Consider the following 16,128-nt stretch of genomic DNA (forward strand, 5'->3'; position numbering starts at 1 on the left):
CTCGACGTCATCCGATGCTAGGCTGCGTCGAGCAGGAAACGGAAGGGCGGACAATGACCGATCGGTTGCTGGTGGTGGATGGCCTGGTCGTGACCATGGACCCGGATCGCCGCGTGATCGAAGGCGGCGCCGTGCTGGTGGAGGCCGGGCGCATTGCCGCGGTGGGCGACACCGCCGCGCTGCGCGCCCGCTACCCCGGCGCGCCCGAACTCAACGCGCGCGGCAAGGCCGTGCTGCCGGGCCTGGTCGATGCCCATGCCCATGCCGGTCACACGCTCGTGAAAACGCTCGGCGGCGGTGACGGCGCGAAATGGACGGAGGCGGTGGAATCCATCTATCCCCGTGGTGCCACGCCGGATTTCTGGGGCGCGGATGGATCGCTGGCGGCCCTCGAACGCCTCAAGGCCGGCGTCACCACCAGCCTCTCCATCTTCGGCGCCTATGGATCGCGCACCGACGAGGCTTCGCACGCCTTGGCCCATGCCGCGGGATACCGCCGCGTCGGCGTGCGCCACGTGATCTGCCCCGGCGCCTCGCCGCCGCCCTATCCCAACACCTTCTACCGCTGGGATGGCGACAGCCACGAAAGCATCGCGGTCACGCTCGACCGGCAACTCGCGGTCTGCGAGGAACTGACGCAAGCGCTGCATGACCGCGACGACGCGATGAGCCGCGTGATGCTCTGCGCGCCCGTCGCCTTCTCGGGCCGCCCTGGCGTCACGCCGGAACTCGCGCAGCAATATGACGACACGGCAAAGCAGGTGCGCGCGCTGTCGCGCAGCCTGGGCGTCGGCTTCACGCAGGATGGCCACAAGGGCGGCACCGTCCGCGCTGCCGCGGCGGCAGGGCTGCTGGGCCCCGATGCGCTGCTGTCGCACTGCATCGACCTGCATGAGGATGAGATCGCGCTGATCGCTGAATCCGGCACCAAGGTCGCGCACAACCCTTCCGCCAACTTCTCCATCATCGGCCGCTGCCCCGCCATCGAATTGATGGAGGCCGGCGCCACCGTCGCCATCTGCTCCGACGGCACCGCCCCCGACCGCAGCTTCGACATGTTCCGCCACATGACCCAGGCCATGCACTACCATCGCCGCCACTTCCGCGACGCCAAGGTGCTGCCACCCGGCAAGGCGCTGGAGATGATCACCTGCGACGCCGCCGCCGCACTCGGCATGGCGGAGGAGATCGGCAGCCTGGAAGTCGGCAAGCGCGCCGACCTCATCCTCATCGACATGCGCAAGCCCCACCTCTGGCCCGGCGACATGCCGCTCTATCGCCTGGTCTGCTTCGCGCTGGGATCGGATGTGGACACGGTGATGGTGGCGGGGCGCATCCTGATGGCGGGACGCGCGGTGTTGTCGGTGGAAGAAGACCAGGTGCTGGATGATGCGACGCGGGAGATCGGGCTTGCGCTGGACCGCAGCGGCATGCGGCACATGACGGTCACGCCGGAGAGCTTCTGGAAGAACACGCGGTACCAGTAAGGGCGAGGCTCCGCCTCGCGCTCCGCCGGGGGGCGTGGCGCCCCCCGGACCCCGCCTTCAATCGTCGTCGCGGGCACGGTCCAGGGCGGCGCGCAGGCGGCGGAGGACGGGGAGAACCGCGTCGACCTCGGCGGCCGACACATCGCCGGCCACCGGGGCGATCGCGGCCTGCGCGATTGCCACCGCCTCCTCCCGCGCAGCACGGCCAGCCGGCGTCAGGAACACCAGCTTGCCGCGGCCATCGCGCGGATCAGCCTCCAGCGTCACCAGGCCCCGCGCCTCCAGCTTCTGGATCGTGTTGGTCATGGCGGGGCGCTCCACCTGCACGGCCCGCGCGATCCGCACCAGGCTGCGCCCATCGCCCATCCGCACCAGGTGGTTCAGCACCACGAAATGCGACACGCGCAGCCCCTCCGGCAACGCCCGCTCCAGCCGATTGCGCGCGAGATGCTCGATGATCGAGATCTCGTTCAACAGGGCAAAGAGCGGCGGATCCTTCACGCGCGGCGTATCCTCGTCTCGAACGCCCAGCGCGGCGTGGCGGGCACCACGGGCCCATGGCCCAGCCGCCCCAGCATCTGCACCACGCCCCCACCCCCCAGCATCGCCTGCGCCTCGGCATAAGGGCCGGCCATGGCGGAAAACTCCTGCAAGGCCTGGCTGACGGGATGCAGCGACAGGCCGATCGCCGTGGCGGCCAGGTTGATGCGCAACCAGTCCCGGCCGGAGGCCAGCGCCTCCGCCCGGCTGTTGCCCGGCGTCACCGTCCAGACATAGGCGGGGGTCGCGGCCAGCATCGAGGTGTAGCGCTGGATCATGATGTCGTAGCCGGGACGCCCGGGCAACATCGCCTCCCGCGTGATCTGCCCCGCCGCCACGCCTTCCTCCAGCCCCGGGCCGAAGATGCTGATGCCGTCGGGCTGCGCGGCCACGGCGGCACGGCCGAAGCGCATCAACTCCACACTCTCCCGATGCGCGGCCTCGTCCCGCGCCTCGATCAGCCAGGCCCGCCAGGCCAGGTCGCGGATCGCCGCCACCCGGGCCGCATCCGTCGCCGCCCCGAAGCGGCGCGGCGCATCGACGGTCGCGGCCAGCACTGCCAGCGCCGCCTCCGGCACCGGGCGCGCCATGTCGAAGGGGCGCTTCACCGAACGCCGCGCCGCCGCATGGGCGAACAACGGGTCCGCGATGCCCCCCGGCGCCAGGCGGATCACCGCCACCGGCCGGCCATCCAGCCGCGGCCGGGGCTCTCCCTCCGGAAACGGTGTCACCACGGCGGAAAACCCCTGCTGCGCGGCCGCCATGCGGAACAACTCCACGAAGGCACCCAGGCCGATGGTGATCTGCCGGTCGAAGGGGTCCGTCACCGGCAGGCGCCGATCGAGGTCGCAGCGCAGCACCACCGTATCCGGCGCCCCGTCCGGCAACTCCGCGATCCAGGGCTGCCGGTTGTGCGGGTTGGGCGCCAGTACCGCCCAGGCCAGCGCCCGCACCCGCGGGTCAGGATGGGCGGCCGCGGCGGGGGCAGCGGCCCAGGGTGTGGATGGATCGGGCGCGGCCGGATCGGGCGAGGTGACGACCTGCCCGCGCGCGGTGCGGGACAGGGCCAGGCCGGCCAGGCCGGCGGAGAGCAGAAGGCGGCGGGAGGCAGGCATCGCGACGGCTCCATATGTTCGATATCGAACAATACGGTTCGTCGTCGAACAATATCAAGCGCAATCCGTCGCTCGGCTTGCGGGCCAGGTCAGGGCGAGGGGATGCGCAGCAGGAAGGTGCGCACCGCGGGGTCCGTCGCCAGCCCCGCGGCACGGCTGCGGGCGGCATCGGCTTCCGCGCCTTCCGCCAGGGCGGCCAGTGCGGCCCAGAAGTGCTGGTAGCCTGCCAGGCGCCCATCTGCGCCGGCCTCCCGCAGCGCCGCCAGCCCGGCGGCCCGGCCTTCCACCTCCGCCAGCGCCACGGCGCGGTTCACCGCGACCACAGGGCTGCCCGTGGCGGCCATCAAGGCGTCGTACAGCAGCAGGATCTCCTGCCATTCGGTGCGCCCGGTCACGCGCCGCGCGGCATGGACGGATTGCACCGCGGCCTCCCACTGGAAGCGCCCGGGCGCGCCCAGCGCGAAGGCGCGACGCAGCCACGCCTCGGCCTCCGCCTGCATCGCGGCGTCCCAGGCGCCCATGTCCTGCTCGGAGAGAGGGACGTAGCGACCCGCGCCATCCCGCGTCGCCGGGCGCCGGGCTTCGAGGTGCAGCAGCAGCGCGGCCAGCCCCGCCGCTTCCGCCTCCTCCGGCGCCAGCGCCGCCGCGATCCGCGCCAGCCACAGCGCCTCCCCGCCCAGGGCGCCGCCATCGGCGGGGTCCTGCGCGCCGGCGGCATAGGCGGCGTAGATGGCGTCCAGCACCGCGGGCAGCCGCGCCGCCACCACATCCCGCCCCGGCAGGGTGAAGCGCGCGCCGCTGGCCGCGATGCGGCGCTTGGCCCGCACCAGCCTCTGCCCCATCGCGGAGGGGGAGAGCAGGAAGGCGGAGGCGATGCGCGCGGCATCGAGCCCCAGCACCACCTGCAGCATCAGCGGTGCCTGCGCCGCGCGCTCCACCTCCGGCGCCGCGCAGGCCAGCAGCAGGGCCAGGCGGTGGTCGGGTATGGCGTCGGGTTCGGCGTCCTCTGCCAGCAGCGCGGCGTGGCGCAGCGTGGGTTCGGCGGCGCTGGCGGTGGCGCGGCGGCGATGGCCGTCCAGCAGGCGTCGCCGTGCCGCGGTCAGCAGCCAGGCCTCCGGCCGGTCGGGCACGCCGTCCCTCGGCCAGGTCGCCAGCGCGGCGGCGAAGGCATCGGCCAGCGCATCCTCCGCCGCCGCGATGTCCCGGCCCTGCGCCGCCAGCCAGGCGAGCAGCCGGCCGTAGCTGTCCCGCGCCGCGCCTTCGGCGGCCCGCGATGCCGGGCTCATCCCATGACGGGCCGCGCCTCCACCACCCCATGGCCGGCGCCCGGGCATCGCGCTGCCCAGGCGAGGGCCGTGCCCATGTCCGGCACCTCGATCAGGTAGTAGCCGCCCAGCTGTTCCCGTGTCTCGGCATAGGGGCCGTCCAGCACCTGGGGCGCGCCGTCCACCATCCGCACGGTGTGGGATGCGGCGGTCGGCGCCAGCCGGTTGGCGCTGACCAGCGCGCCGGCTTCCCGCAGCGCCGCGGTATAGGCGCCATAGGCCGCCATGGTGGCGTCCCGTTCCGCCTCCGGCATCCGGGGCCAGGCGTTCTCATCCGCATGGATCAGCAGCATCACCTGCATGGCGCGTTCCTTCATCATCATGGCGGCGCCCCAGCGGCGCCGGCATGATGACGCGCGGGCCCGCCCCATTTCGACAGGCGCTACCCCGGCTTGTCGTCCCGCTTCGCGCCTTCCAGCAGCGCGCGGCGGCGCGCTTCCTCCCGCCGGTCGTTCAGCTTCTCCGCCCCCGTGCGGCCATGCTTCACGCGATTGGCCGCGGCCTCCGCCGCTTCCCCGCGCTTCTTCGCCGCCTTCCGGGCCTTGTTGAGGTTGACGATATCGGCCATGGGGGCAGGATACCGCGCCCCAGGATCGGATGAAACGCCATGATGATCGAGCTGACCGCCGCCGACGGCCACCGCTTCGCCGCCTACAAGGCGGGCCCCGCCGATGCGAAGAAGGCGCTGGTGGTGGTGCAGGAGATCTTCGGCGTGAACCGTCACATGCGCCGCATCTGCGACGATTTCGCGAAGGAAGGCTACGCCGTCATCGCCCCCGCGCTGTTCGACCGCGTGGAGCGTGGCGTGGAGCTTGGCTACACCGGCGATGACGTCGCCCGCGGCCGCGACCTGCGCGCCAAGGTTCCCGCGGATGGCCCGATGCTGGATGTGGAGGCCTGCGCCGCCGCCCTGCCGCCTGGCGCCGCCCGCGGCATCGTCGGCTATTGCTGGGGCGGCACCGTCGCCTGGTGGGGCGCCACCCGCAGCACCAGCTTCAAGGCCGCCTGCGGCTGGTATGGCGGCGGCATTGCCGGCACGAAGGATGAGAAGCCGTCCTGCCCCGTCGAACTCCATTTCGGCAGCCTCGACGCCTCCATCCCGATGAGCGACGTGGACGCCATCCGCGCCGCCCAGCCCGGCATCGCGATCTTCGTCTATGAGGGGGCCGGCCACGGCTTCGGCTGCGAGGACCGGGCCTCCTTCAAGGCCGATGACGCGGCGGTGGCGGAGAAGCGGACGCTCGACTTCTTCGCCCGCCACCTGGGCTGACGGCGATGGTCGGCTACTACGTCACCGCCGCCTGCTGCCTGTTCCTGCTGACCATGATGCCGATCTGGTCCGGGCGGACGGACCAGTCGACCTATCCCTTTTGGGTCATCCTGCTGCTCGGCGTGGTGGTGCTGCTGGTGCCGGTCTTCGTCCGCCGCCGTCGGCGCGAAGGCGCCGCCGCGCCCGGCGACCCGGCCGTGACGCTGGAGAACCGCGACTGAGCCTCGGGCTGGTCCAGGCCGCCAGCCGCCTGCATGGACGCTGGCGCCGCCGCCGCAGCGTCGGCCCGGGCGATGCCCTGTTCCGGCTGGAGCCGGAGGATTTCGCCAGCCCCTGGCGCCGCGTCGCCATGCAGGCGCTGATCCGCGCCCATGCCCGCGCCGTGCCGCTGCCGGATGGCACCATCCTGTGCCGCGCGCTCGGCCGCTATCCCATGGTGGTGGAAGGCCGGGATCTCGGCCTGTCCGCGCGGCTGATGATCGAGGGATTCTGGGACTACGCCGTCGTCTCCTTCATCGCCCGCGTGCTGCGGCCTGGCCAGGTGGCGATCGATGCCGGCGCCAATCTCGGCTTCCTCACCCTGCTGATGGCCGACATGGTCGGCCCGGCCGGGCGGGTGGAGGCGGTGGAGCCCAACGCGGCGCTGGCCCGGCTGGCGGAGCGCAACCTGGTGATGAACGGCCTGGCCGCGCAGGTGCGCATCCACCAGGCCGCCGCCGCTGAAAGGGGCGGGGAGACGAGGCTGCTGCGCCAGGACAGCGCGGACCCGAAGAACGGCCATCTGCTGCCCACCGGTTCGCTGCCCACCGGCGGCACGGGCAGCGTGACGGAGACGGCAGTGCCCACCCTGCGCCTGGATGATGTGGCGCCGGGCCCCGTGGATTTCGTGAAGATCGACGTGGAGGGCGCGGAGGAGATGGTCTGGGCCGGCATGCAGGGCCTGATGGACCGCAGCCCGGATCTGCTGGTGCTGATGGAGTTCAACCGCGACCGGGGCCAGGACCCTGCCGCCCTGCTGCGGGCCATCGCCGCCCGCTTCCCGCTGCGCCACCTGCGCGCCGATACCCGCGTGGCGCCGATCAGCCTGGCGGAGGCGTTGGCCCGGGATGGCGACATCCAGCTGGTATTGGCGCGCCGCGCCCGGCTGTAGCCGCCTATCCCCCGGCACCCGCCGGCGTTCCCCTCGGTACCCCGTCCGGCGCCTTATCCGGCGCGCCTTCCGGCGCCCGATCCAGCGCGCCTTCCGGCATCTTCTCCAGCGCGCCTTCCGGCGCGACGGGAAGCGATAGGGTGAAGCGCGCGCCCGCCCCCGCATTCTCCGCGACGATCCCCCCGCCCATGGACCGCATCAGCCCGTGGCAGATGGACAGGCCCAGCCCGGCGCCGCGGTCCGGCCCCTTGGTGGTGACGAAGGGCTCGAACACCCGGCCCAGCACGGCCGGCAGGATGCCGCCGCCGGTATCGGCGACCGCCAGCCGCGCGACCCCGTCCTCCGTCTCCGCCGTGATGGCGATCTGACGCGGTGCGCCCGGCGGCAGCGCGGCCACGGCATCGCGGGCGTTGAACAGCAGGTTGACCAGCACCTGTTCGATCGGCACCGCATGGCCCAGCACCACCGGCGCCGGCGGGCCGAGCGTGACCAGCACCTCCGCCCCGGCTTCCGCCAGCGCGCCGCCGCACAGCGCCAGCGCCCCGTTCACGGCCACCGCCAAATCGACCGGCACGACGCCCTCCTCATCCTCTTGCCCGCGGGCGAAGCGGCGGAGGTAGTCGATGATGGCCGAACCGCGCTTCACCTGGTCCAGGATGCGGTCGAGGCGCTGCAGCACCCGGTCATTGTCGCCGCGCTTCGCCGCCATCACGGCGACGCCGGCGGCCAGGGAGATCGCGGTCAGCGGCTGGCGCAACTCATGCGCCAGCCCGGCCCCCATCTCCCCCAGCGAGGCGAGGCGGGAGGCGGCGAGCGCGCGGGCCTCCGCCGCCCGTTCGGCGGTGATGTTGACGATGTAGCCCACCACCAGGCCGCGCCCCTCGGGCAGCCGTTCCAGCAGGCGCAGCGTGCTGCGCATCGAGGCCCAGCTGCCATCGGGCTGGCGCATGCGCCAATCCATCACGGCCTGGCCCTCCGTCAGGGCGCGCTGGTAGATGGATTCGAAATCGGCCTCGGGATCCGCGAGGTCGGCCCAGGGTTGCCGTGACGGCAGCGCCTCCGGCGGCCAGCCCGATACCGCCGCGCTGTCGCCGTTGCGGTAGAGGTGACGCGCCGTGCCATCCGGCCCGACTTCCCGCAGGAAGACGATGGCGGGCAGCCCGGCCAGCAGGCGCTCGATCTCCGCGCGTCCGGCCTGCTGGGCTGCCAGTTCGCGCCGCACATTGCGCCCGCGCAGCACGGCGAAGCCGGCCAGTAGTAGCAGCAACAGCACCGCCCAGGCTGCCAGCGCCGCGACTCGCGCCCCGGCATGGATCCGCGCCGCATGGGCCAGGGCCGGCCCCAGCGTCACCGACCCCACGGCCAGCACGGCACCGCCCGGCACGGCGCGGAAGCTGATCATCACTTCCTCCCCGGTCAGGGGGCTGCGGCTGCGGAAGGGGGTGGTTTCGCCGTTCAGCAGCGCCATCCGCGTTCGTTCGGTGACAAGCGGCCGGCCGATCAGCTGGGCCGTGTCTGCGCTGCGTACCAGCAGGTCGCCTTCCCGTCGCAGGATGGCCGCAACCTCCCCCGGCCGGTGCGCCAGCGCGGCGAGGGATTCCTCGAGCCCGCTGACGTCGAGCGCCACGACGGCCGCGCCGCCGAAGCCGCCTTCCGCCGCCACGACCCGGGTGGAGACGGGGATGGTCCAGGCGGGCAGGGCGGCATCGGCCGGGGCGGCGCCGATCGTCGGGCTCACCCGCGGCGGCCCGGGTGTCGAGGCATGGGCCTGGAACCAGGGCTGGCCAGCGACCGACCCTTCCTGCGCGTCGGAGGACCAGATCACGCGGCCCGCCGCGTCGGCGATGGCGATGCGGGCGATTGCGCCGCCGGATTGGGCGATGTGTTCGGCCAGCAGTTTGGCGACCTCCGCCCGGATGGCGGTTTCCTCGGGCGCGCGATGGGCGGCCCAGTGCCCGGCCAGGGCCTGTCCGTCACGCGCCGCGGCCAAGGCGCGCTGGGCGAACTGGCTGGCGACCTCCGCGATCGCGCCGGCGCGTTGTTCCGCGCTTTCCAGCGCATCGGTCTCGACATGCTCGCCGATCGCCTCGGCGCCCGACCACAGCAGCAGCAGGGCGAACAGCCCGGTGCAGCCGGCAAGGAATGCCGACCATCGCCGTTTCCGGGGTAAGGTGCCTGTATGGACCATCTAGGGTTGCAGAATTAAGTCGGGTTCTGTGACTCGTCCGTTAGCCGGGGCGAAACGGCTGCGATCGCCGTGCCACCCTTGCCATCCGGGCGCCGGCGGCGTTTTTTGCGTGACCGAAGAATGCCAGGAAAGGCGGCCGAGAGCCCATGCCCCAAGAAACCGCCCCCGCGGGTGACGCCGTCCCGGAGGACCTCTGGCGACTGCGCCGCAGCATCGACAATATCGACGCCGCTTTGGTGCATATGCTGGCAGAGCGTTTCCGCGTGACGCGGGAGGTTGGCGTGCTGAAGGCCGTCCACCGCCTGCCGCCCGTGGATGTGTCGCGGGAGGAGGCGCAGGTCGCCAAGCTGCGTGGCATGGCGGATCGCGCCGGCCTCGACGCCGATTTCGCCGAGGATTTCATCAGGCGCGTGATGGCGGAGGTGGTTCGCCAGCACGGTGAGATCGCTGCCGAACGTCGCGGAGCCTGACTGAAGATGGTCCAGGGGGGTCTCCCCCCTGGCGGTAGGGGTCCGGGGAAGGCAGCGCCTTCCCCGGAATCACTCAGACCTTCGTGTTGGTCCCCATGTACCGATCCTCCAGCCCCCGCCAGGTGGCGTTGTCGAACAGCGTCCACAGTTCCCCATGGCTGAGCATCCGCCCCGCGCTGGCGTTGGAGGACCCGGTTTCCTTCAGCGAGGCCAGCACCTCCAGCCCCGCCTTGGCGAAGAGCCGCGTCAGCGCGTTCGGGTAGATCGCGAGCCGGAACCCCAGTTCCTGGAGTCGCGCCGCCGGCAGGATCGGTGTCTTGCCGCCTTCGACCATGTTGGCCAGCAGCGGCACGTCCGGGAAGGCGCGGCCCACTTCCGCCAGTTCCGCCTCGCTCTGCGGGCTTTCCACGAAGATCACGTCGGCGCCGGCGTTGCGATAGGCGCGGGCACGTTCGATCGCCGCTTCCAGCCCTTCGCCTGCGCGCGCATCGGTGCGGGCGATGACGACGAAATCGGGGTCCCGCCGCGCTTCCACCGCCGCCTTGATGCGCATCGACATCTCATGCGTGGAAACGAGCTTCCGGCCGGGTTCGTGGCCGCACTTCTTCGGCCATTCCTGATCCTCGATCTGGATGCCGCTGACGCCCGCGCGTTCGTATTCCCGCACCGTGCGGATGACATTCAGCGGCCCGCCATAGCCCGTGTCGCCATCGGCGATGACGGGGATGGAGACGACGTCGCAGATGCGCCGGATCCGGTCCAGGATCTCCCCGAAGGACAGCGCGGAGACGTCCGGCGCGCCGAGGGCGCTCATCGAGATGCCGGCGCCGGTGATGTAGAGGCAGGAATGGCCGGAGGCCTCGACCAGCCTTGCGCCGACGCAATCGAAGGCGCCGGGGGCGAGGAACAGGTCCGGCCCGGCCAGCAATTCGCGCAGGCGCCGGTTGCGGCCCGTGGCCTCCGCCAGGCCGATGGGGAAGGTCGGGCCGGCGGGCAGGGGGGCGTCGTCGGGCATGGCGTTCTCTCCGAAGGGGCTTGGTGACCGTTTGAGAACACTGGCGGGTCGGTTTCGCTAGGCTTTTCCGCCCCTGGCCTCGTGCCGAAGGCACGCCTGCGGCATGTCGCCCGGCTTGCCGATGCAACCAGCATCGGCCGAGCCCGGCTCCTGCCAGGGCCGAAAAATCCCTCGCGAACCCTCAGCCGCCAGCATTCTAAAACGATCACTTGGATACAAGCTAGTCGCGCCCGGGGCGGCGCGGAAGACAGGCGTTTTCCCGGTTTCGCGCCGGCGCGGCCTGGGTCCATGCTGCGGCACCGATGCCCGCCCGAGGATGCCCCGCCATGATCCATCGCCGCCTGCTGCTGGCCGCCACCCTTGCCGCGCCTGTGAGGGTGCAGGCCCAAGGCCGGGGCGCGCTGCGCATCATCATGCCCTTCCCGCCGGGCCAGGGCAGCGACATCCTGATGCGGCTGCTGGCGGAGCGCCTGCAGGGCCCGCTCGGCCAGCCCGTCGTGGTGGAGAACCGGGCCGGCGCGGGCGGCACGCTCGGCATGGAATACGCGGCCAATGCGGCGCCGGATGGCAACACCATCGTGATGGGCGGCAGCGGGCCGACCACCATCGCGGGCAGCCTGTTCCCGCGGCTGGGCTACGACACGCTGCGTGATTTGACGCCGATCGCGCTGATCGCCAGCGTCCCCCAGCTCTTCATCGTCAACAACGACTTCCCCGTGCGCAGCATCCAGGACCTGGTGGCGCGGGCCAGGGCCAATCCGGGCCGCATCTTCTACGCCTCCTCCGGCAATGGCACGACGCAGCATCTGAACGTGGAATTGTTCAAGACGCTGACGGGCACGGATTTGACGCATGTGCCCTATCGCGGATCGGGCCCGGCGCTGGCCGACCTCGTCGCGGGCCAGGTGCCCTTCATGTCCGACACGCTGGCGGCGGTGACGGATCTGGTCCGGACGGGGCGCGTGCGCGCCATCGGCGTGACGTCGAAGGAGCGTTCGCCCTTCTTCCCGGATGTGCCGACCATCGCGGAGCAGGGCGTGGCCGGTTACGAATCCGTGGGCTGGATCAGCCTGCTTGGCCCCCGCGGCCTGCCCGATGCCCAGGCCGCGCGGATCGAGCGGGAGGTGGAGGCGGTTCTCCGCCAGCCCGATTTCCAGGCTCGCCTGGCCGACCAGGCCTTCACCGCCACCTTCCTCAACCGCCACGACTTCACGGCCTTCATCCGTAGCGAGATCACGAAATGGGCGGGCGTGGTGCGGGCGGCGAATGTGAAGGTGGATTGAGGATCAGGGCCGCGCGCGGGCGGAGACGGGTTCGCTGACTTCCTCCAGGGACCTTCCCTCCGCCGCGAAGCCCAGGCGCCATTCGGTGAAGGCGGCCAGGATCATCAGCGCGGCGCCGAAGAGGTAGCCCCACATGATGTCGATGCGCTGCCCGCCCTCGATCAGCCAGCCGAACAGCGCGGGGCCCACCACGCCGCCAATGCCGGTGCCGAAGGCGTAGAAGACCGCGATGCCCATGGCGCGCATCTCCAGCGGGAAGCTCTCGCCGACCGTCAGATAGGCAGCCGATGCGGCGGCGGAGGCGAAGAAGAAGATCACGGTCCAGCACGCGGTCTGGCTGGCCGCCGATAGCCAGCCCTGCGCGAAGGCGAAGCCGGTGATGGCCATGAGTACGCCGGCCAGCCCATAGGTCAGCGTGATCATTGGCCGCCGCCCGATCGTGTCGAACAGCCTTCCCAGCAGCAGCGGGCCCATCAGATTGCCTATGGCGAAGGGCAGGATGTACCAGCCCACATGTTCGTTCGCGACGCCGTAGAAGCGCGTCAGCACCAGCGCATAGGTGAAGAAGATCGCGTTGTAGCAGAAGGCCTGGCAGGCCATCAGCACCAGCGCCAGCACGCTGCGGTCCCGGTGCTGGCGGAACATGATGCCGACGACCTCGAAGATGCCGATATGGTCGCGGGGATAGAGGCGGATGGGGCCGTGTTGCAGCGACGGCAGGGGGCCGTGGCGCGATTCGGCGCCGCGCTCGATCTCGCTGACGATCCGCTCCGCTTCCTCCGGCCGCCCATGCGTCATCAGCCAGCGCGGGCTTTCCGGGATGAAGCGGCGCAGCAGGAGAATCACGAAGGACAGCGCGCCGCCGACGATGAAGGCCGCGCGCCAGCCGATCTCGGGGTCCACCACCGCGGGGTTCAGCACCACCAGGCCGATCACGGCGCCGATCGCGCCGCCCGCCCAGAAGGTGCCGTTGATGACGATATCCGTCTGCCCGCGCCGCCGCGCCGGGATCAGTTCCTGGATGGCGCTGTTCACCGCGGCGTATTCGCCGCCGATCCCCGCCCCCGTCAGGAAGCGGAAGAAGGCCAGCGACCAGAAGTCCCAGGCGAATCCCGTCGCGATGGTCGCCAGCAGGTAGACTGCGACCGTGGCGGTGAACAGCTTCTTCCGCCCCAGCCGGTCCGTCGCCCAGCCGAAGCCCAGCGCCCCCAGCACGGCGCCGAGCAGATAGGCCGAGGCCATCAGCCCCACCTCCGTCTCCGTCAGGCGCAGGCTCGGGCTGGCGGCGATGGCGGGGGCCAGGCTGCCGACCAGCGTGACCTCCAGCCCATCCAGGATCCAGGTGACGCCGAGTGCCACGCAGACCAGCGTGTGGAAGCGGTCCCAGGGCAGGCGGTCCAGCCTGGCGGGGACCGAGGTCTCGAAGCTGCCATCGGCCGAACGGGCGGAATTCTCGCGCATGCGCCGGGCCTCCCTGACCCGGCGTGTTCAACCGCCTTCGGTGTCCGGCGGTTCCATCCTGCTACCGGCAGGGCACCAGGCGGATGTTCTCGACCTGCGCATCCACCGCGGCGCCGCTATCCTCGACATCGGTGGAGATCACCACCTCCTGCAACCCCGGCACCTCGCCCCCCCCGAAGGCGATCCGCCAATCGGCGCCGAGGTCCACCTTCTCCTCCACCCATTGCCCGCGCGGTGCCTCGGCGGGGCGCAGCACGCGGATGCGGGTGATGGCGCCGGTCCAGGGGCTGGCGAAGAAGGTGCCGGCGGCGGCTTCCCGCCCCGTGCCGCCCCAGACATAGCTCAGCACGCTCCGCGGCAGGCGGTGGTCCCCCGCGCTGGCCTGCGCCACGGCGTGCTGCGTGCGCGTCACGAAGCCGGCGGCGGGGGCGAATTCCACGAAGCCCACGGAGATCGCGAGCGCCCGGTCATCCCCGCCGCGCTTCGTCAGGTCCGTCACCGGCGGGCCGGCATCCACGCGCCAGCGCCAGGCCAGGCAGGTGGCGGCGCCAGACAGGGGGCGGAAGATGAACCCGCCCTCGCCGCGCCCCCGCACCCGCACGCCGCCCCCGGGCGTGGCGCTGAAATCGACCGGCCGGATGCCGTGCCATTCCATCTTCCGCCAGCCCAGCGCCGCCACATCGGCATTGGTACGGCCCGGGGAGACCGCGCCCCCCAGCAGGGGCGCGGCCAGCAACACGGCGAGGGCGGCAATCCGACGATCCATCGCCGCCCACTCTGCGCAGTCCCACTCCCTGAAACAAGAGTGAACAAACGGTAATCCATTCTACCGCGCCGGCAGGCGAGCCAGCGTATTGGCTTCCGCCGCCGCCACGATGGCCTGCGCATCCTCCGCCAGCAGCAGGCGCTCCGCCTGCAGCCGTTCCGCGCTGGCGCGCACGGCGGCCACATAGGCGGCCTGGTTCGGCCAGCGTTCCTCGATCGAAAGGCGGGGGTCGTTCGCCGCCTGGCGTTCCGCCCGCGTGGCGGCGAAGGCGATCACCCCGCCCTGGTTGGTGCAGAGCGCGCCTTCCCCGAAGCCCGCGGCGCGCGGGTTCCAGCCGGTATAGGTGGCGCGCGGCGCCTCGATCACCGGCATGCGGAGCCCGCCGATGGCGTTGCCATCGGCATCCAGGCGCGGGAACAGGATGGGATAGCTGCCCACCACCGCCGGCGGGTTCTTCGACGTGTCCAGAAGCGGCGCGGGGGTCCAGGACGTCAGGCGCGCCATGCCGGGGATGGCGGGGTTGTCCGCGGCGGCGACCAGCGTGCCATGCGCCACCATCGGCACGCGGCTGGCCGGCGGCTCCGCGCCTTCGCGCACCCAGGCTTCCAGCGCCGCGACCAGCGCCCGGGTCGGCGCGCCGGCCTGCAGCGGGTTCATCGGCATCTGGCACATCGGGTTGCGGTTCGCGACCGCCTGCGCCACGGCGTAGTGCGGATGGCCCGTCATCATGTAGCCCCGCACCTCCGGCGGCAGGTCGACATGGCGTCCGGCGGCGTCGGTGTAGGTCAGCGACCCGCGCGCGCCCCAGAACTCGAACTCCGTATCGGTCTGGAACACCCGCGGGCAGGTGTTGGAGATGCGGCACCGCCGCAGCAGCCCATCCCGCGCCCCCGTCAGCGGGTCCGTCGTCGTCGCATAGGTGAAGGGGAACTGGTCGGCGGCGTAGAGGCGATCCGTGTGGTCGGACGGGTTCCGCCCCGGCTGCGCCCAGCGCGTGTTCATGAAGGTGCGGCGGCTGCCTGGGATATGCGCCACCAGCCCGTCGAAGACCGGGCGGCCGCGCGTATCCTCGTTGAAGCCGAGATGCAGGTAGTCCCGCAGGAAGCGCCCGGATTGGGAGATGCCCATGCCCATCGTCGCGGTCACGGTGCTGCGCCCGTTCACCGCCAGCGGATTGGCATCCGATCCCTCTCGCCGCAGGAAGGCCGTGACGTCGCGGAACCCGGCGAAGCCCATGCCGAGCACCAGCGGGTCGCGGGCGGTGTAGGTCATCTCATAGATCGCGCCGGCATCGAAGCCGGCGGGGCGGGTGATCTCGATCCGGTCGCCATCCAGCAGGCGATACGCCAGCCCCGCCGGCGTCTGGCGCGCATCCTCCTGCCGCGCCCGCACCGTCAGCACGATGCTGGCGGGATCGGCCACGGGGTAGGTGAGGGTGCCGATGGCGGGGTTCGTCGTGTTGTCGAAGACGAACTCCTCCCGCGACGGGCCGGTGATGCCCGCGATGCGCGGGACCTGGACCTTCATGCCCTGCGGCCCCGGCGTCGAATCCCCCTGCCAGCCGACCCAGGCGAGCGTCATGCCCTGGCGGAAGGTCCAGGCATTGCCGGCATCGGCGGCCTGTTCCAGCCGCGTCGTCCCCGCCGCCGATGAATCGTTCAGCACCTGCGTGACGATGCGCCGGCCGCGGTTCGGCGGCTCCACCATCAGCGTGCCATTGCCGCGGGACAGGTCGGCGGGGCGCAGGATGATGACATCCGCCGTCGCCTCGACGCGGCCCTGCGCATTGCGCGGCGCGCGGTCGATATCGGCGATGACGGCATTGCGCGGGTCGGCCGGGTCCAGCGCGATGGTCGCCCGCGCGCGAATCTCCACATAGGGGCCGACAGCGCCGAAGCTGCGACCCTCCAGCGCGGGACGCGGCGGGCCGGTCAGCTCGAACCGCACCACCTCCGCCATCGCGGCGTGAGAGATGGCGCCGAGCGCGACGGCGCCCAGCAGGACGTGCTTCATGAACCGGTTTCCTTCCCCTGAGTTGCGGGAAGGCTCGCGCGGGGC

General features: G+C 71.8%; 16 protein-coding genes. 6 read left to right on the forward strand and 10 right to left on the reverse strand.

Features of this window, described 5'->3' with window-relative positions; all coding sequences use genetic code 11:
• The first annotated feature begins 53 nt into the window (after window positions 1-53).
• On the forward strand, window positions 54-1,487 hold the full coding sequence (locus tag ACTIE5_RS24875) for an amidohydrolase family protein (RefSeq protein WP_439552426.1): 1,434 nt from the start codon (window positions 54-56) through the stop codon (window positions 1,485-1,487).
• Window positions 1,488-1,544: 57 nt separating this feature from the next.
• Here ACTIE5_RS24875 and ACTIE5_RS24880 read toward each other — a convergent pair whose 3' ends face one another.
• The 5 genes from ACTIE5_RS24880 to ACTIE5_RS24900 form a co-directional block, all read right to left on the reverse strand.
• Window positions 1,545-1,988, reverse strand: coding sequence for a MarR family winged helix-turn-helix transcriptional regulator (locus ACTIE5_RS24880; RefSeq protein ID WP_439552427.1), 444 nt, complete (start codon window positions 1,986-1,988; stop codon window positions 1,545-1,547).
• Entirely contained in the window at window positions 1,985-3,142 is a 1,158-nt protein-coding gene (locus tag ACTIE5_RS24885) for an Acg family FMN-binding oxidoreductase (RefSeq protein WP_439552428.1), read from the reverse strand. The genes ACTIE5_RS24880 and ACTIE5_RS24885 overlap by 4 nt, the downstream gene beginning before the upstream one ends.
• Before the next feature lie 89 nt (window positions 3,143-3,231).
• Complete coding sequence (locus tag ACTIE5_RS24890; protein ID WP_439552429.1) at window positions 3,232-4,428, reverse strand: RNA polymerase sigma factor; 1,197 nt, start codon at window positions 4,426-4,428, stop codon at window positions 3,232-3,234.
• Window positions 4,425-4,790 (reverse strand): YciI family protein, encoded by a 366-nt coding sequence (locus ACTIE5_RS24895; protein ID WP_439552430.1) that lies wholly within the window; start codon window positions 4,788-4,790, stop codon window positions 4,425-4,427. The genes ACTIE5_RS24890 and ACTIE5_RS24895 overlap by 4 nt, the downstream gene beginning before the upstream one ends.
• Window positions 4,791-4,849: 59 nt before the next feature.
• Window positions 4,850-5,035, reverse strand: coding sequence for a DUF4169 family protein (locus ACTIE5_RS24900; RefSeq protein WP_439552431.1), 186 nt, complete (start codon window positions 5,033-5,035; stop codon window positions 4,850-4,852).
• Window positions 5,036-5,074: 39 nt separating this feature from the next.
• Between ACTIE5_RS24900 and ACTIE5_RS24905 the strand changes: the two genes are divergently transcribed.
• From ACTIE5_RS24905 to ACTIE5_RS24915, 3 genes are all read left to right on the forward strand, one after another.
• Entirely contained in the window at window positions 5,075-5,737 is a 663-nt protein-coding gene (locus ACTIE5_RS24905) for a dienelactone hydrolase family protein (RefSeq protein ID WP_439552432.1), read from the forward strand.
• 5 nt (window positions 5,738-5,742) lie between these two features.
• Window positions 5,743-5,958, forward strand: a complete 216-nt coding sequence (locus ACTIE5_RS24910; RefSeq protein WP_439552433.1) for a hypothetical protein — start codon at window positions 5,743-5,745, stop codon at window positions 5,956-5,958.
• Between the two features lie 128 nt (window positions 5,959-6,086).
• Window positions 6,087-6,887, forward strand: coding sequence for an FkbM family methyltransferase (locus ACTIE5_RS24915; RefSeq protein WP_439552434.1), 801 nt, complete (start codon window positions 6,087-6,089; stop codon window positions 6,885-6,887).
• A 4-nt stretch (window positions 6,888-6,891) separates the two neighbouring features.
• On the opposite strand, the gene ACTIE5_RS24920 is transcribed toward ACTIE5_RS24915, so the two are convergent.
• On the reverse strand, window positions 6,892-9,075 hold the full coding sequence (locus ACTIE5_RS24920; RefSeq protein ID WP_439552435.1) for an ATP-binding protein: 2,184 nt from the start codon (window positions 9,073-9,075) through the stop codon (window positions 6,892-6,894).
• Between the two features lie 146 nt (window positions 9,076-9,221).
• Here ACTIE5_RS24920 and ACTIE5_RS24925 point away from each other — a divergent pair, with 146 nt between their 5' ends.
• Window positions 9,222-9,545: a chorismate mutase gene (locus tag ACTIE5_RS24925; protein ID WP_439552436.1), complete on the forward strand. Its 324-nt coding sequence runs from the start codon at window positions 9,222-9,224 to the stop codon at window positions 9,543-9,545.
• Between the two features lie 73 nt (window positions 9,546-9,618).
• On the opposite strand, the gene ACTIE5_RS24930 is transcribed toward ACTIE5_RS24925, so the two are convergent.
• Window positions 9,619-10,560: an isocitrate lyase/PEP mutase family protein gene (locus ACTIE5_RS24930; RefSeq protein ID WP_439552437.1), complete on the reverse strand. Its 942-nt coding sequence runs from the start codon at window positions 10,558-10,560 to the stop codon at window positions 9,619-9,621.
• 326 nt (window positions 10,561-10,886) lie between these two features.
• On the opposite strand from ACTIE5_RS24930, the gene ACTIE5_RS24935 reads away from it, so the two are divergent.
• Complete coding sequence (locus tag ACTIE5_RS24935; RefSeq protein ID WP_439552438.1) at window positions 10,887-11,843, forward strand: Bug family tripartite tricarboxylate transporter substrate binding protein; 957 nt, start codon at window positions 10,887-10,889, stop codon at window positions 11,841-11,843.
• A 3-nt stretch (window positions 11,844-11,846) separates the two neighbouring features.
• On the opposite strand, the gene ACTIE5_RS24940 is transcribed toward ACTIE5_RS24935, so the two are convergent.
• The 3 genes from ACTIE5_RS24940 to ACTIE5_RS24950 all read right to left on the reverse strand — a co-directional run bounded on the left by ACTIE5_RS24940 (window position 11,847) and on the right by ACTIE5_RS24950 (window position 16,083).
• Complete coding sequence (locus ACTIE5_RS24940; RefSeq protein WP_439552439.1) at window positions 11,847-13,304, reverse strand: MFS transporter; 1,458 nt, start codon at window positions 13,302-13,304, stop codon at window positions 11,847-11,849.
• Between the two features lie 61 nt (window positions 13,305-13,365).
• Window positions 13,366-14,070: a DUF3047 domain-containing protein gene (locus ACTIE5_RS24945; protein WP_439552440.1), complete on the reverse strand. Its 705-nt coding sequence runs from the start codon at window positions 14,068-14,070 to the stop codon at window positions 13,366-13,368.
• Between the two features lie 60 nt (window positions 14,071-14,130).
• A complete protein-coding gene (locus ACTIE5_RS24950) occupies window positions 14,131-16,083 on the reverse strand; it encodes an alpha/beta hydrolase domain-containing protein (RefSeq protein ID WP_439552441.1) in 1,953 nt (650 codons plus the stop codon).
• Window positions 16,084-16,128 lie beyond the last annotated feature (45 nt).

This window comes from Falsiroseomonas sp. (assembly GCF_051859025.1).
GTDB lineage: Bacteria > Pseudomonadota > Alphaproteobacteria > Acetobacterales > Acetobacteraceae > Falsiroseomonas.

Coding starts and splice junctions, on each gene's coding strand:
- ACTIE5_RS24905 (WP_439552432.1), top strand. CDS start 5,075: ATGATGATCGAGCTGACCGCCGCCGACGGCCACCGCTTCGCCGCCTAC.
- ACTIE5_RS24900 (WP_439552431.1), bottom strand. CDS start 5,035: ATGGCCGATATCGTCAACCTCAACAAGGCCCGGAAGGCGGCGAAGAAG.
- ACTIE5_RS24875 (WP_439552426.1), top strand. CDS start 54: ATGACCGATCGGTTGCTGGTGGTGGATGGCCTGGTCGTGACCATGGAC.
- ACTIE5_RS24935 (WP_439552438.1), top strand. CDS start 10,887: ATGATCCATCGCCGCCTGCTGCTGGCCGCCACCCTTGCCGCGCCTGTG.
- ACTIE5_RS24945 (WP_439552440.1), bottom strand. CDS start 14,070: ATGGATCGTCGGATTGCCGCCCTCGCCGTGTTGCTGGCCGCGCCCCTG.
- ACTIE5_RS24890 (WP_439552429.1), bottom strand. CDS start 4,428: ATGAGCCCGGCATCGCGGGCCGCCGAAGGCGCGGCGCGGGACAGCTAC.
- ACTIE5_RS24885 (WP_439552428.1), bottom strand. CDS start 3,142: ATGCCTGCCTCCCGCCGCCTTCTGCTCTCCGCCGGCCTGGCCGGCCTG.
- ACTIE5_RS24950 (WP_439552441.1), bottom strand. CDS start 16,083: ATGAAGCACGTCCTGCTGGGCGCCGTCGCGCTCGGCGCCATCTCTCAC.
- ACTIE5_RS24930 (WP_439552437.1), bottom strand. CDS start 10,560: ATGCCCGACGACGCCCCCCTGCCCGCCGGCCCGACCTTCCCCATCGGC.
- ACTIE5_RS24895 (WP_439552430.1), bottom strand. CDS start 4,790: ATGATGATGAAGGAACGCGCCATGCAGGTGATGCTGCTGATCCATGCG.
- ACTIE5_RS24920 (WP_439552435.1), bottom strand. CDS start 9,075: ATGGTCCATACAGGCACCTTACCCCGGAAACGGCGATGGTCGGCATTC.
- ACTIE5_RS24915 (WP_439552434.1), top strand. CDS start 6,087: ATGCAGGCGCTGATCCGCGCCCATGCCCGCGCCGTGCCGCTGCCGGAT.
- ACTIE5_RS24910 (WP_439552433.1), top strand. CDS start 5,743: ATGGTCGGCTACTACGTCACCGCCGCCTGCTGCCTGTTCCTGCTGACC.
- ACTIE5_RS24940 (WP_439552439.1), bottom strand. CDS start 13,304: ATGCGCGAGAATTCCGCCCGTTCGGCCGATGGCAGCTTCGAGACCTCG.
- ACTIE5_RS24925 (WP_439552436.1), top strand. CDS start 9,222: ATGCCCCAAGAAACCGCCCCCGCGGGTGACGCCGTCCCGGAGGACCTC.